Origin of the sequence: Sulfitobacter sp. SH22 (genome assembly GCF_965641905.1) — a bacterium.
Taxonomy (GTDB): Bacteria; Pseudomonadota; Alphaproteobacteria; order Rhodobacterales; family Rhodobacteraceae; genus Sulfitobacter.
The window spans coordinates 770,677-783,778 of sequence record NZ_OZ282573.1 but is presented as its reverse complement, the minus strand read 5'-3'; the positions used below and the strand labels follow the sequence as shown (position 1 = coordinate 783,778).

Annotated in this window: 16 protein-coding genes and 1 tRNA gene; 5 read left to right on the top strand and 12 right to left on the bottom strand. The window is 57.7% G+C overall.

What is annotated here, in order from left to right:
- The first annotated feature begins 2 nt into the window (after positions 1 to 2).
- Positions 3 to 1,082 carry a dihydropteroate synthase gene (locus tag ACSQ13_RS05815; RefSeq protein WP_176249992.1) on the top strand — a complete coding sequence of 360 codons (1,080 nt, stop codon included), beginning with the start codon at positions 3 to 5 and terminating at the stop codon, positions 1,080 to 1,082.
- Positions 1,083 to 1,348: 266 nt separating this feature from the next.
- Positions 1,349 to 2,125 (top strand): hypothetical protein, encoded by a 777-nt coding sequence (locus ACSQ13_RS05810; RefSeq protein ID WP_295508677.1) that lies wholly within the window; start codon positions 1,349 to 1,351, stop codon positions 2,123 to 2,125.
- A 230-nt stretch (positions 2,126 to 2,355) separates the two neighbouring features.
- Here the strand turns inward: ACSQ13_RS05810 and ACSQ13_RS05805 are convergent.
- The 12 genes from ACSQ13_RS05805 to ACSQ13_RS05750 all read right to left on the bottom strand — a co-directional run bounded on the left by ACSQ13_RS05805 (position 2,356) and on the right by ACSQ13_RS05750 (position 11,405).
- A tRNA-Arg gene (locus ACSQ13_RS05805) sits at positions 2,356 to 2,432 on the bottom strand.
- Positions 2,433 to 2,505: 73 nt separating this feature from the next.
- Complete coding sequence (locus ACSQ13_RS05800; RefSeq protein WP_295508679.1) at positions 2,506 to 3,726, bottom strand: cysteine desulfurase; 1,221 nt, start codon at positions 3,724 to 3,726, stop codon at positions 2,506 to 2,508.
- Complete coding sequence (locus ACSQ13_RS05795) at positions 3,719 to 4,318, bottom strand: Yip1 family protein (protein WP_295508681.1); 600 nt, start codon at positions 4,316 to 4,318, stop codon at positions 3,719 to 3,721. The genes ACSQ13_RS05800 and ACSQ13_RS05795 overlap by 8 nt, the downstream gene beginning before the upstream one ends.
- Positions 4,315 to 4,800 (bottom strand): YIP1 family protein, encoded by a 486-nt coding sequence (locus ACSQ13_RS05790; protein WP_295508684.1) that lies wholly within the window; start codon positions 4,798 to 4,800, stop codon positions 4,315 to 4,317. Before ACSQ13_RS05790 ends, ACSQ13_RS05795 begins: the two co-directional genes overlap by 4 nt.
- A complete protein-coding gene (locus ACSQ13_RS05785; RefSeq protein ID WP_176249997.1) occupies positions 4,800 to 6,083 on the bottom strand; it encodes a SufB/SufD family protein in 1,284 nt (427 codons plus the stop codon). Before ACSQ13_RS05785 ends, ACSQ13_RS05790 begins: the two co-directional genes overlap by 1 nt.
- Complete coding sequence (gene sufC / locus ACSQ13_RS05780) at positions 6,083 to 6,838, bottom strand: Fe-S cluster assembly ATPase SufC (protein ID WP_176249998.1); 756 nt, start codon at positions 6,836 to 6,838, stop codon at positions 6,083 to 6,085. Before sufC ends, ACSQ13_RS05785 begins: the two co-directional genes overlap by 1 nt.
- 91 nt (positions 6,839 to 6,929) lie before the next feature.
- The gene (locus ACSQ13_RS05775; RefSeq protein WP_295508687.1) at positions 6,930 to 7,736 is read right to left on the bottom strand and encodes a polysaccharide pyruvyl transferase family protein; all 807 of its coding nucleotides are present in this window, start codon (positions 7,734 to 7,736) and stop codon (positions 6,930 to 6,932) included.
- Positions 7,736 to 8,050 (bottom strand): heavy metal-binding domain-containing protein, encoded by a 315-nt coding sequence (locus ACSQ13_RS05770; protein WP_176250000.1) that lies wholly within the window; start codon positions 8,048 to 8,050, stop codon positions 7,736 to 7,738. The genes ACSQ13_RS05775 and ACSQ13_RS05770 overlap by 1 nt, the downstream gene beginning before the upstream one ends.
- The gene (locus ACSQ13_RS05765) at positions 8,047 to 8,238 is read right to left on the bottom strand and encodes a hypothetical protein (RefSeq protein WP_295508690.1); all 192 of its coding nucleotides are present in this window, start codon (positions 8,236 to 8,238) and stop codon (positions 8,047 to 8,049) included. The genes ACSQ13_RS05770 and ACSQ13_RS05765 overlap by 4 nt, the downstream gene beginning before the upstream one ends.
- 6 nt (positions 8,239 to 8,244) lie before the next feature.
- Entirely contained in the window at positions 8,245 to 9,765 is a 1,521-nt protein-coding gene (sufB, locus tag ACSQ13_RS05760; protein WP_176250002.1) for a Fe-S cluster assembly protein SufB, read from the bottom strand.
- A gap of 19 nt (positions 9,766 to 9,784) precedes the next feature.
- Positions 9,785 to 10,849, bottom strand: a complete 1,065-nt coding sequence (locus ACSQ13_RS05755; protein WP_295508692.1) for a cysteine desulfurase family protein — start codon at positions 10,847 to 10,849, stop codon at positions 9,785 to 9,787.
- A gap of 94 nt (positions 10,850 to 10,943) precedes the next feature.
- Complete coding sequence (locus ACSQ13_RS05750; protein WP_176250004.1) at positions 10,944 to 11,405, bottom strand: Rrf2 family transcriptional regulator; 462 nt, start codon at positions 11,403 to 11,405, stop codon at positions 10,944 to 10,946.
- Between the two features lie 177 nt (positions 11,406 to 11,582).
- On the opposite strand from ACSQ13_RS05750, the gene ACSQ13_RS05745 reads away from it, so the two are divergent.
- The 3 genes from ACSQ13_RS05745 to ACSQ13_RS05735 are packed head-to-tail and all read left to right on the top strand — an operon-like array spanning position 11,583 to position 13,053.
- The gene (locus ACSQ13_RS05745) at positions 11,583 to 12,236 is read left to right on the top strand and encodes an alpha/beta hydrolase (protein WP_176250005.1); all 654 of its coding nucleotides are present in this window, start codon (positions 11,583 to 11,585) and stop codon (positions 12,234 to 12,236) included.
- Positions 12,236 to 12,475 carry a hypothetical protein gene (locus ACSQ13_RS05740; RefSeq protein WP_176250006.1) on the top strand — a complete coding sequence of 80 codons (240 nt, stop codon included), beginning with the start codon at positions 12,236 to 12,238 and terminating at the stop codon, positions 12,473 to 12,475. The genes ACSQ13_RS05745 and ACSQ13_RS05740 overlap by 1 nt, the downstream gene beginning before the upstream one ends.
- Positions 12,472 to 13,053 carry an HD domain-containing protein gene (locus tag ACSQ13_RS05735; RefSeq protein ID WP_176250007.1) on the top strand — a complete coding sequence of 194 codons (582 nt, stop codon included), beginning with the start codon at positions 12,472 to 12,474 and terminating at the stop codon, positions 13,051 to 13,053. Before ACSQ13_RS05740 ends, ACSQ13_RS05735 begins: the two co-directional genes overlap by 4 nt.
- Positions 13,054 to 13,102 lie beyond the last annotated feature (49 nt).

Below are 13,102 nucleotides of genomic sequence, written 5' to 3'. Positions count from 1 at the left end.
CCATGACCAGAACCGTCGTCGAATCCAAAACCAAATCAGCGATCATCGGCTTTGACGAGCCTTTCTGCGTCATCGGGGAACGCATCAACCCCACGGGTCGCAAAATTCTGGCCGAAGAACTGGAGCGCGATGATTTCAGCCGTGTCGAGGCAGACGCCATTGCCCAAGCGGCTGCGGGTGCCAACATCCTCGATGTGAACTCCGGCGCTGTGTTCTCAAACAAGATGGCCGAAGACCCCCGCTATGCGGATAACAACTTTGTCGAACCCACGTTGATGCGCCAGTTGATCGAAGTCGTGCAGCGTGTGGTCGACATCCCGCTGTGCATCGACAGCTCGGTCCCCGGCGCGCTGGAAAACGGCCTTGCCGCTGCCGAAGGGCGCCCGCTGCTGAACTCGGTCACCGGCGAAGAAGAGCGCCTTGAGCTGGTGTTGCCGCTGGTCAAGAAATACAACGTGCCGGTTGTGGCGATTTCTAACGATGACACCGGTATTTCCGAAGACCCCGATGTACGCTTCAACGTCGCCAAAAAGATCGTGGAACGCGCCGCTGATTTCGGCATTCCCGCCCATGATATCGTGGTTGACCCGCTGGTCATGCCCATCGGTGCCATGGCAACGGCTGGTCATCAGGTATTCACCCTTGTGCGCCGCCTGCGCGAGGAATTGGGCGTGAACACCACCTGCGGTGCCTCCAACATCAGCTTTGGCCTGCCCAACCGTCACGGCATCAACAACGCGTTCCTGCCCATGGCCATGGGGGCCGGCATGACATCGGCGATCATGAACCCGATCACCCTGCCCGTAAATCAGACCAAAATCGCCGAACACAAGGCGCTGATCATGGCCGCTGGCATCATCCTGCCCGAGGATATCGACGACGAGACATTCGTGACCCTGTTCGGCCTGGGGTCCACCAAAGCGACCCCGGGCAAGGAAATGGAAGCCATCCGCGCTGCCAACTTCCTCTATGACCGCGACCCGAACGGCACCGAATGGATCAAGTTCAACAAAGTCGCGCCCAAAGCCGGCCAAGAAGGCCGCGGCCGCGCAGGCCGTGTCGGCGGACGCCGTCGGGGGTAAGGTCTAACTTACCGCGATTTGAGTTGAAGCCCCTGAGGACGATGGTCCTTCAGGGGCTTTTTCTTTGACGGTGTGTGGGTTTTTTGAGGGCGGCTATGCAGGCCTTAGTGGCCCTCCACGACCGGCTGGATGCTTTCAAACGTGTCGTCTCAACAGATAATACCATTGCGAATGAACTCAGGCCGTTGTCGGCGCAGCCTTTCGAACCGTGTTGAGATTCATTCCCATTGTCAGTATCAAACTTGGGAGCAGCTAAGGACATCACTATGATGCTCAAGAAAATATTTAAGAATTTTTCTTTAGGGGGCGAAAGAACTGGGCAGCCCTTGGTTGTCTTGGGATCGAGCAGTTCAGAAGTGTTCGACTATATATTTGGAGATGCACCCAATTATTTCCCCTACTGGGCCAGCGGGTGGAGCGCCCGTTCACTCGGAAAAGACAAGCATAAGCAGTACCTTACCAAGATACTTGAACCAATACCTCGCGAAGCAAATGTTATTCTTAACTTTGGCACTGTAGATGTGAATTTCATCTGCAGGCACATGGCTGCATCAAAGGGCATATACGATTTCAAGCGGATCATTGATGAAGCTGCAGAAGGAATCCTTGAAGCAGAAAGCCTAATTAAATCCCAAGGTTTTATGAGCGTCTATGCGTCCTTCATTTCACCTTCCATATCGCTGCCTCAGCCTTACTGGGATCGATTTAATCAAAGCAGGCAACTCCCAGATCGAATGCTCGGCAACATGTATTATGACCTTTTCAAGAAAACATCTCAGATGATGCCTGCAATAGACGCATTTGAAGAACTTTCTCAAACACATAATGGAAGCTATCTACTAGCGCGGGAGTTTATGAGAGACGATCAGGACCATCACGCAGACTACATCAAAACTCAAAAGATAGCCTGGAGCAAGCTTAGCAATATCAGGGGCATTATTCCGATGAGACGCAAAGTTCTTACGTCCCAATACCCCCACGTTCCGGCTCCAATTAATGATCTGTTAAAAACCGGAACGGTTCGGCCTAGTACGTGCAGATGATGCCAGATTCGTGAGGGTGTGACGCCACTTCAGTATCCAAAACATCCCTGATGCTTCGCAAAACTTCCTATTTGATGTGAAGCTCCGGTGGATATGGACTCAAAGCGGACCTAGAGCTTCTTTCTACGTGCGCAGATCAAAACACGCCTACACATATGTCCACTTTGCAAATAATACGCGATCAAAAGCAAAGCCCCAACAGACGCAAATCTTACAAAATATCAGGAAAATGGTGAACCCAGCTGGATTCGAACCAGCGACCTCTGCCTTCGGAGGGCAGCGCTCTATCCAGCTGAGCTATGGGTCCGTCTGGGGGCGGTATAGCCAGCCACGCCGCCCCCTGCAATTACAAAATCGACCCTGATCAAATCAGCGACGCGTCACGCGAACAGATCATGGGCCAGTTCCAACGCCTCGATCAGCGTGTCGACTTCGGCGGTCGTGTTATACATGCCGAAAGACGCGCGGCAGGTGGCGGTTTGGCCCAGATGGTCCATCAGCGGGCCGCAGCAATGCTGCCCTGCCCGCACGGCCACGCCTTTTTTATCTAGAATGGTTGAGATGTCATGGGCATGCCCCGCCCCGTCCAGCGTAAAGCTGAAGATCGCGGCCTTGTTGGGCGTGGTGCCCTGCACCTGCACCCAGTTCAGACCGGCAAGCCGTTCCACCGTGTAATCGCGCAAGGTGGCCTCGTGGGCGGCGATGTTCTCCATCCCGATGCCCATCATGTAATCCAGCGCGACACCAAGGCCGATGGTCTGGACGATGCCGGGGGTGCCGGCCTCGAACTTCATCGGGGGGTCGTTATAGGTCACGCTGTCCTTGGTCACTTCGCGGATCATGTCACCGCCGCCCAGAAACGGACGCATCTGCGCCATGCGGGATTTCTTGATATAGATCGCACCGGATCCCGACGGGCCATAGAGTTTGTGACCGGTAATCGCGTAGAAATCGCAGCCGATGTCTTGGACATCCACGGGCATGTGCACAGTCGCTTGTGAGCCGTCCACCAGCACCGGCACGCCCTTGGCATGGGCCCCTGCGGTGATCGCTTTGACATCCACGACAGTGCCCAGCACGTTCGACACATGGGTGACCGCCACCAGCTTGGTCTTGGGGGTGATCGCGTCAATCACCGCCTGCGGGTCCAGCGCGCCGGAGGCATCGACATCGACCCATTTGATCACCACGCCCTGACGTTCGCGCAGGAAATGCCAGGGCACGATATTTGCGTGGTGTTCCATCACCGACAGGATGATCTCGTCGCCCGCCTGAAGGTTCGGCATGGCCCAGCCGTAAGCCACCAGATTGATGCCTTCGGTGGTGCCCGAGGTGAACACGATCTCGTCTTCGTCACCGGCATTCAGGAATTTGGCGATGGTGCCGCGCACGGATTCATAACGGTCGGTCGCAAGATTAGAAAGGTAGTGCAAGCCACGGTGAACATTGGAATACTCATGGGAATAGGCATGGCTGATTGCGTCGATCACGACCTGCGGTTTTTGCGCTGAGGCACCGTTATCCAGATACACCAGCGGCTTGTCGTTCACAGTACGCGACAGGATCGGAAAGTCGCTGCGGATTTTGCTTACGTCATACATTTGGCACTACTCCTTGTGCGGCGATGCCGACGATCGACAACAGAAAGCTAAGGCCCAGAACAATCGCGGCCATGGCGATCAGCAAGGTGCCAATGGCGCGGCCCATGCTGGTAAAACGGTGGGCAGCGGCGATGAAATTCACCAGTATCCAAAGCCCGATGATCCCCGTTGCCAAAGACAGCAGCAGCGACAGGCCCGGTGCTACGAACATCACCACGAATATCACGATCTGCGCCAATATCCGCAGCACTTGCAGGAACACGACCAGCGACAGCATGTCGCCCAGATCACCGGTCCCGCCAATGGCGCGGCCCGTCCAGTACAGGCCGTGGGTCGTGACAACCAGCACCCCTGCAAGCAGGACGAACATGGCCAGCGGGCTGGTGAAAAACGCGGGCATCGCGGCAGAGGGCTGCAAGACAACAGAGACCGAAAAGATCAGCGTGTTGACGGCCGCAGCCAGCGCCAGCGCGGTCCACAGCGTTTCACGGTTAAGCTGCCAGCCAATGATTTGTTCAGCCGCCTTGCGCGGTTCACGCAAGGACAGAACCACAAGATTGGTCAGCAACTGACGCAGGTCGGTATTATTCATTTTGATTGCCTATATGCGACGCGCAGGCCACTGATCCAGAACCACGAAAAGATGCAAAACCAGATCAGCCCCACGATCTGAAGCTCTATCCCCGGCCCGACGAAGCCCGCCGTCAGCCCGTGCAACAGCAAAACGGGGCTGGAGGCCAGCAAGGCCCAGAACAGCGCCAGACGTGTGGCGTATCCCGTCGGGTTGCCGCGCAAAATTTTCAGTATCACAAAGGTGACACCGGCCAGCCCGTACAACATCAACGGCGCCACAAACAGCCATGCCATCAGGGATGCCCCCAGCAGCATGTTCAGTTCAGTGCCGTCGATAAAAGATTCCCGGGCAAGGCGCGGTGTCTGGGCCACGAAAAAGATCAGGCACGCCACCATGAGATAGATCAGGTTGCGGTCCTCGCGGGTACCCTGCCCCAGCAGCCGTACGATGACGGCTGCCGGGTTGCGATAGCTTGCAACGATTTCGCGCGTCGCGGCCATTAGGCTGCGTGCCGCTCAAGCCATGACGCAAGCCGGGCTGTGACTTCTTCGCGCAGGGCTTCGTCTTCGACTTCCAACACCGCTTCGGCCAGGAATGCCAAGGTCAGCAGATCGGTTGCCGCGCCGTGGGGCACGCCGCGCGAGCGCAGATAAAACAACGCGTCCTCGTCGATCGCCCCTGAGGTCGAGCCGTGCGAACAGGCCACATCATCGGCGTAAATTTCAAGCTCGGGCTTGGCGAGGAACTGGCTGTCTTCGTCCAGCAGCAAAGATTGGCTGATCTGGTAGCCATCAGTCTTTTGTGCGCCGGCCTTGACCAGAATCTTGCCCTGAAAAACGCCCGTCGCCCCGTTGCGCAGCACCTTTTTGAAAACCTGACGGCTTTCGCAATTCACTGCGTCATGGGTGATGAAAACCGTGTCGTCGTGGTGGAAATCTCCGCCATCGCCGACGCAGGCCCCTGCGACTGTCGCATTCGCATCATCGCCGGTCAGCTCGATCACGCAGTCGTTGCGCGTCATCACGCCGTTGGCAGTCAGGGTAAACGACTTGAAGGTCGATTCCGCGCCAAGACGGGTAAAGATGTGGGTCGCAGCGCGTTGTTCATGGTCACGACCTTGGGCGCGCACGTGGTGGAACGCCGCCTTATCCGCCACTTCGACCTCAAGCACACCGTTAAAGCGCGCGGCAACAGGGCCGTTTTCCAGCAAAGTCATTTCGGCACCGGCATCCAGCTTGATGCAGTTATGCAGCATCGCGTCGGCTGTGGTCGATGTCCGGCGATAAATAATGTTGACCGGCTTGGACGGTTTGCCCGTCACGTGGATCAGCACACCATCGGCGGCAAAGGCCGTGTTCAGCGCGGCCAAGGGGCGCGGCACCGGATTTTGACCGTTGTTTTCCAACACGCCATAAACGTCACGCGCCCAATGCAGATCGGATGTCGCATCGGCAAGCCGTTCGATCGTGATCCCGTCCAGGGAAAGATCATCGGAAGCTTCCGCGTCAAAAACGCCATCGACAAAGACGATCTTTAGCCGGTCAACCGTGTCGAACAAAACGGTGTCATCGCCATCGCGCAAGGCAGCCGGAAGTGCTTGCGCCTGAACCAGCGTATCAGGCCGTGTGTATTTCCAGTATTCGTCGCGGCGTCCGGGCAGGCCCATCGTTTGGACCCGCGCCAAGGCGTCGCGGCGTGCGGCATCCGACCACCCGCCTTGCGGCATGTCGAGCGTCGCAATCATCGCGTCGGTCGGGGTTTGTTTTACTGCTGCTTCGGCCATTACGCCACCTCGGCAAGGATATCCGCATATCCGTTGTTTTCAACTTCGAGCGCCAGTTCGGGACCACCGGTTTTGATGATCCGGCCATCCGCCATGATATGCACAACGTCCGGTTTGATGTGGTCCAGCAGACGCTGGTAGTGGGTGATGACCAGAAAACCGCGGCCTTCGGTGCGCAAGGCATTCACACCTTCGGCAACCAGTTTCATCGCATCAACGTCCAGACCGGAATCGGTTTCATCCAGAATGCACATCTTTGGCTCGAGCATGGCCATCTGAAGGATTTCATTGCGCTTCTTCTCGCCACCCGAAAAGCCGACATTGACCGGACGCTTGAGCATTTCCGCGTCGATCTTCAACTCTTTCGCGCGGGCGCGCACGACCTTGAGGAACTCGGCAGCGGTCATTTCTTCTTCGCCGCGCGATTTGCGCTGTGCGTTCACCGCCGTCCGCAGGAATGTCATGTTGCCCACACCGGGAATTTCCACGGGGTATTGGAACGCCAGAAACAGACCGGCAGCGGCGCGGTCTTCGGGTTCCATGTCCAGCAGATCAACCCCTTCGAGGGTGGCAGAGCCGCCGGTCACTTCGTAGCCGTCTTTGCCCGACAGCACATAGGACAGCGTCGATTTACCCGACCCGTTCGGGCCCATGATCGCATGCACCTTGCCGGCTTCGATCTCCAGATCGACACCTTTCAGGATTTGCTTGTCTTCGTCTTCCAGTTTGACCTTCAGGCCTTTGATGCTCAGCATGGGAGGTTCCTTTACTTATAGGTTGGCGCTGCAATGACAGCGAATTTGGTGAATGAAAAGCCCGCGCTTGCGGTCGTTTCGTTGATCGGTTTCATGCATCAACTCCGGCCCGCAAGGCTTTGGGAAAGCTGGCATAAAGAGCGTCTCGGCAGGCATCAATTCCTGCCTGATAGGGTGGTTTTGCGTCCGGTTTTGGCAAATCCAGCATGGGGATATCTTCGATCATCACAGGGGCGGCCATGACCCGCCCGACCGATGCCGCATAATCCAGATATTTCAGGCGCGACTGCCCGGTTGGTGCCAGCCAGGTGTTCGGCACGCCGTAAGCATCCGCCACAATCAACCCGTGCAGGGACGAGGCAAAGACATGGTCGCAGGCCGCAATTGCCGCACAAACGTCTTGCGCAGGGCCGCGCGGGTCAATCAGCTGGTATTTCGGGTCGCTGTCCAACAGGGCCGCCAGCACAAGATCCTCCATCAGCGTGTGATGCGGGACGATCCCGATCTTGCCGTTCGGCACCCGATCCTGTGGCCAGACATCGCTGATCAACAGCCCCGGATCGCCAAAGCGCGACACCTCAAGATCCAGCAGGGCCGCCGTAATCGGGCCGCGCACCAGCGCGATATTCACGTGTTTGGTAAACTTGGTGCCATGAACCGGATGCAAAAGCCCCGTCCCCCAGATCGTCGGGCGCATGTCTTTCTTGGCGGTATAGCTGCGTTTGACCACCTGCAACAGCGATCCGACACCCCAGACCTCGGCCTTGTTCACACCGGCATGAACCACCTTGCGGCCCGACACATGGGCCAGCACCACAGGGCTGATCGCGTCCCCGAAATTCGGGACCGCCTTCCACCAATGCAGGGACAAAGGGTTGGTATCGACAGCAACAGTCATCAGGCCAGCCGCACCGCCGTACCCGATACAGACACCATCATCATGCTGTCGCCGATGATTTCATAGTCGATATCAATGCCCACAACCGCATCCGCCCCTTTGGCACGCGCCTCTTGCTCAAGCTCTGCCATCGCGGCCTCGCGGGCGTGGCGCAGCTTGTTTTCATACTGGCCGGAACGTCCGCCGACGATATCAGTGACTCGCGCAAACATGTCGCGCACGATATTGGCCCCCATGATCGTCTCGCCGACGACAATGCCCTGATAGGCCGCAATGCTGCGCCCTTCGATGGTTGGCGTTGTGGTCAGGATCATTCGTCTTTCCCCTTGCGCAACACGACCAGCGCGACACGGATCGCGGCATAGATCATCGTAAAGATCAGCACCGACGGCAGCGTCGATTTAAACGCTTCCAACGACAGGCCATCCGCCCTGAAAAAGGTGATCAACACCCAGAACACCAGTGCAGCAATCGCCACGTCCCATGTCAGTTTGCGCATCATCCCGATTTACCCCACCGATCCTTCAAGGGAGATCGCAACGAGCGCCTGCGCTTCCATCGCGAATTCCATTGGCAACGCTTGCAACACGTCCTTGCAGAACCCGTTGACAACCAGGGCAACGGCCTCTTCCTCGTCCATGCCACGGCTGCGGCAATAGAACAGCTGGTCGTCATCCACCTTGGATGTGGTCGCCTCGTGTTCAACACGGCTGCTGTTATTCTTGACCTCGATATAAGGCACGGTATGCGCCCCGCATTGAGAGCCGATCAGCAAGCTGTCGCATTGGGTATAATTGCGCGATTCCTTGGCCTTGGGGTGCATCGACACCAGCCCGCGATAGGTATTCTGCGCCTTGCCCGCACTGATCCCCTTGGACACGATCCGCGACTTGGTGCGCTTGCCCAGATGGATCATCTTGGTGCCGGTATCGGCCTGCTGCATGTTGTTGGCGATGGCGATGGAATAGAACTCGCCCTGGCTGTCGTCGCCGCGCAGGATGCAAGACGGGTATTTCCACGTCACGGCAGAGCCGGTTTCAACCTGCGTCCACATCACCTTGGCCCGGTCACCCCGACAATCGGCACGCTTGGTCACAAAGTTGTAAATCCCGCCCTTGCCGTTTTCATCACCGGGGTACCAGTTCTGAACGGTCGAATATTTCACCTCGGCGTCTTCCTCGATGATGATCTCGACCACGGCAGCATGCAGCTGCGATTCGTCGCGCTGCGGTGCGGTACAGCCCTCAAGGTAGGACACATAAGACCCCTTGTCGGCGATGATCAGCGTGCGTTCGAACTGGCCGGTGTTTTCAGCATTGATGCGGAAATAGGTCGACAGCTCCATCGGGCAGCGCACGCCCGGCGGCACGTAAACGAACGATCCGTCGGAAAATACCGCCGAATTCAGCGTGGCATAGAAATTGTCATTCACCGGCACGACCGAGCCGAGGTATTTCTTGACCAACTCGGGATGCTCGCGGATCGCCTCGGAGATCGAACAAAAGATCACCCCCGCCGCCTTAAGCTCCTTCTGAAAGGTTGTGCCGACGGATACGGAATCGAACACCGCATCCACGGCCACCTTGCGCGGCGCATCGGTCAGCTCCTCTGCCCCCTCAACGCCCGCCAAAAGCGCTTGCTCTTTCAACGGAATGCCAAGCTTTTTATAGGTCGCTAGCAACTTCGGGTCCACATCATCCAGCGACTTGGGCTTGACCGCCATGGATTTGGGGCGCGCATAGTAATACTGGTTCTGGAAATCGATTTCGGGGTAATCGACCATCGCCCAATCGGGCTCTTTCTTGGTCAACCACACCTCATAGGCGTCCAGACGCCACTGCGTCATCCACTCCGGCTCCTCGTTCTTCTCCGAGATCAGCTTGACGATATCGGTGTTCAGACCCAAAGGGGCATAATCCATCTCGATGTCGGTGGACCAGCCGTGCTTATAGGCACCGCCAACTTCGCGCACCGCATCAACGGTTTCCTGATCGACGCCGTCTTTTACTATCGTAGTGTCCACGCTCATATTCCTCTCGCTTCGGGCATCACGCCGCCCGCATCTTGTGTTTCTCGAATTTCACTGCCCAGGCTTGTGCAAAGCGCTGTACATCTTCTTGTGTTGTCTCAAGGCCAAGCGACACGCGGATCGCACTTGCCGCATCGCCGTCGCAATAGCCCATCGCCTGCAAGACCTTGCTGGCTTTCACCTTGCCGCTTGAACAGGCCGACCCGGCCGAAACAGCAAATCCCGCCAGATCCATCTGCATCACCTGGGTCTCGCCCTTCCAGCCGGGGGTCAGCATGCAGGTGGTGTTCGGCAGACGCGGCATGTCATTCCCGACAAAAATAGTCTGATCAGAGGCAGCCGCAATAGCGTTTTCCAGTATATTTCTGAACTCGGCCACTTCGTCCCACCGTCCCGCAGCCACATCACGGCCCGCCGCCTCGGCAGCGGCACCAAAACCGGCAATCCCGATGACATTCTCGGTGCCCGACCGGCGGTTCATTTCCTGCCCCCCGCCGCGCAAAATCGGTTCGGGGTCATGGGCGGTAAAGTTGATCAACGCCCCCACGCCTTTCGGCCCGCCCATCTTATGGGCCGATAAAATCGCATAGGACGGGGTCACGTCTTGATAGATCACCGGCATCTTGCCAGCCAATTGCGTGATATCGCAAATGGTCGAATACGCATCAGTGCTGCCAATCACCCGGCCCGCATCCCCCAGAAGTCCGGTTTCGCTATTGGCCGCTGAAACCGCAACCAACCCGGCCCCCGCCGCACCCAAAGCCGGATCAACCGCGACCTCGCTCCAGACGCCCAGACAATCATGCTCTGTTGCAAGCGCGCCGAAAACACCGCCGTGCCGCCCCTTCTGCGCCACAGCCAAAGCCGCCGCCTCGGTCGCACTGCTGGTAAAGATCACCTGCGTGGTTTTACACCCGACCAGCTGCGCCACCTGCGCCCGCGCCCGCTCGACCAGCATCTTGGCCGCACGCCCCTCGGAATGGACGCTGGACGGATTACCAACCACATCCATCGCCGCAATCATCGCAGCCCGCGCCTCGGCCCGCAAATGCGTGGTCGCATTATGATCCAGATATACCCTCACTGCCCATTCCAAATGGTCAAAAATCCCAGGGAGTTTGAGGGACAGCGTCCCTCATTCCTTAACAAAAGAAATCGCGCTTGCGCGGCCATCGCCCTCATTCCTCATCCACCACCGCAAACAGGTTCGGCACCGCAGGGCATGGGGCCAGCTCGTTGGCCACCACATCCGACAAACGCGTCTGGTGCAAATACACATAGACCTGCGCGCTCAGCCCTTCCCACAAGCGGTTGGTCAAGGATTGCGCCCGGCTGCCCGACGACCCGCCCGATGCCCCTGCGCCCACATGCATCGCATCGACCTTTTCATCGACGGCCGCCAGAATATCGACCACACGAATATCCGACGCAGGCCGGCCCAGCCGGTAGCCGCCACCGGGGCCGCGCACGGATGCAACCAGCTCGGCGCGGCGCAGCTTGACGAAAAGCTGCTCAAGATAGGGCAGCGAAATCGACTGGCGATCCGCGATATCACCCAGTGACACCAATGCGCCGGCGGGTTGCAGCGCAATATCGGTCAGCGCCACCATGGCATAACGCCCCTTGGTCGACAGCTTCATCGCAATGATTCCTTTGCCAAAATCGCCTGTTTGATTGACGGCGACGCCTTAAATGCCTAAGTGCAGTGCCTGACCCCCAGAAAAGCTGGGATCAGACAAGTTAGAACCGTTCTAAGATGTCTTAGGGAATTCGTCAACTATTCCGCTGGATCTTTAGAACCCAATGTAGGGACGCCCATGCCCGAGGTAATTTTTCCCGGACCCGAAGGCCGCCTCGAAGGCCGCTACCACCCGCAAAAAGAGCGCGACGCGCCAATTGCGATTTTGCTGCATCCGCACCCGCAGTTTGGCGGGAACATGAACCACAAGGTCGTGTATAATCTGCACTATGCCTTCTATAAAATGGGCTTCACGGTCCTGCGGTTCAATTTCCGTGGCGTTGGCCGCAGCCAGGGCGAATATGATCAGGGTATCGGCGAATTGTCCGATGCCGCGTCGGCGCTCGACTATCTGCAATCGATGAACAACAACTCCAAGCATTGCTGGGTTGCAGGTTTCTCGTTCGGTGCCTGGATCGGTATGCAGCTTTTGATGCGCCGGCCCGAAATCACCGGCTTCATCTCGGTCGCCCCCCCTGCGAACATGTATGACTTCAGCTTCCTTGCGCCCTGCCCGGCTTCGGGTCTGGTGATCAACGGGACGGCTGACCGCGTGGCACCGCCTGCTGACACCGTTAATCTGGTCAACAAGCTGCACGAGCAAAAAGGCATCACCATCACCCATCAACAGATCGAGGGTGCCGGCCACTTCTTTGAAGAGCCGCATATGGAGACGCTGATCACCTCGACCACCGATTACGTGAAACGCCGCCTGACCGAGACGACACGCTAATGGCCGACCAGAACGTCACGGATATGGCCAACCAACTGGCCGAAGAATGTCTGGCTGTTCAACGCGAGACCGGAAACGAACGCCTGTTTATGGAGGTCGCTTCCGTTCTCGGGGCGTCCTCCCAGACCATGGAAGAAGCCTTTGTTACAGCGATCCGCACCCGGATGGCGACGTTTCAGGGCCGTGCGTTTATGGAAAAAGCGCTTGCGGCCCATAAGGCGAAAGCCGCGCAGGAATGACGAGGCGGCTTGAGCAGCAAATCGCCTTTCTGAACGAGGCGGACAAGCTCAAGTCGGTCATGCGCGGCACCCTGCTGTGTGACGGGTCGCGGTCGGAAAATTCCGCCGAACACAGCTGGCATCTGACGCTTTATGCCCTGGTTCTGTCCGATCAGGCCGGCCCCGAGGTGGACATGATCCGGGTGATCAAAATGCTGATCCTTCATGATCTGGTCGAAATCGACGCGGGCGATAATCCGATCTTTGGCAGCTATGATACCACTGACATGGAAGCGCAGGAACAAGCGGCGGCTGATCGGATATTCGGGCTGCTTCCCAAGGACTTGGGCGACGATCTTCGCGCAGCCTGGGAGGAATTCGAGGCCAATCAGACCCCGACCGCACAATTCGCCAAGTCGCTTGACCGCTTTCAGCCACCGATGCAAAACCTCGCGTCGGGCGGCGGCAGCTGGATCGAATATCAGGTGACCCATGACCAGTTCATCGAAAAGGTCGGAACCAAGATCAATACAGGCGCACCGGGCTTGTGGGACTATGCCCGCACACGGGTTTCCGCCTGGTTTGCCGCACATACATAATTGAAATTCACGCTGCGTTTACCCTGATGCTGCAAAGCAGAGGGGGTGA

Bases quoted from the DNA above. Each gene is read 5' to 3' on its own strand.
- ACSQ13_RS05815 (WP_176249992.1), top strand. From the start codon at position 3: ATGACCAGAACCGTCGTCGAATCCAAAACCAAATCAGCGATCATCGGC.
- ACSQ13_RS05810 (WP_295508677.1), top strand. From the start codon at position 1,349: ATGATGCTCAAGAAAATATTTAAGAATTTTTCTTTAGGGGGCGAAAGA.
- ACSQ13_RS05800 (WP_295508679.1), bottom strand. From the start codon at position 3,726: ATGTATGACGTAAGCAAAATCCGCAGCGACTTTCCGATCCTGTCGCGT.
- ACSQ13_RS05795 (WP_295508681.1), bottom strand. From the start codon at position 4,318: ATGAATAATACCGACCTGCGTCAGTTGCTGACCAATCTTGTGGTTCTG.
- ACSQ13_RS05790 (WP_295508684.1), bottom strand. From the start codon at position 4,800: ATGGCCGCGACGCGCGAAATCGTTGCAAGCTATCGCAACCCGGCAGCC.
- ACSQ13_RS05785 (WP_176249997.1), bottom strand. From the start codon at position 6,083: ATGGCCGAAGCAGCAGTAAAACAAACCCCGACCGACGCGATGATTGCG.
- sufC (WP_176249998.1), bottom strand. From the start codon at position 6,838: ATGCTGAGCATCAAAGGCCTGAAGGTCAAACTGGAAGACGAAGACAAG.
- ACSQ13_RS05775 (WP_295508687.1), bottom strand. From the start codon at position 7,736: ATGACTGTTGCTGTCGATACCAACCCTTTGTCCCTGCATTGGTGGAAG.
- ACSQ13_RS05770 (WP_176250000.1), bottom strand. From the start codon at position 8,050: ATGATCCTGACCACAACGCCAACCATCGAAGGGCGCAGCATTGCGGCC.
- ACSQ13_RS05765 (WP_295508690.1), bottom strand. From the start codon at position 8,238: ATGATGCGCAAACTGACATGGGACGTGGCGATTGCTGCACTGGTGTTC.
- sufB (WP_176250002.1), bottom strand. From the start codon at position 9,765: ATGAGCGTGGACACTACGATAGTAAAAGACGGCGTCGATCAGGAAACC.
- ACSQ13_RS05750 (WP_176250004.1), bottom strand. From the start codon at position 11,405: ATGAAGCTGTCGACCAAGGGGCGTTATGCCATGGTGGCGCTGACCGAT.
- ACSQ13_RS05745 (WP_176250005.1), top strand. From the start codon at position 11,583: ATGCCCGAGGTAATTTTTCCCGGACCCGAAGGCCGCCTCGAAGGCCGC.
- ACSQ13_RS05740 (WP_176250006.1), top strand. From the start codon at position 12,236: ATGGCCGACCAGAACGTCACGGATATGGCCAACCAACTGGCCGAAGAA.
- ACSQ13_RS05735 (WP_176250007.1), top strand. From the start codon at position 12,472: ATGACGAGGCGGCTTGAGCAGCAAATCGCCTTTCTGAACGAGGCGGAC.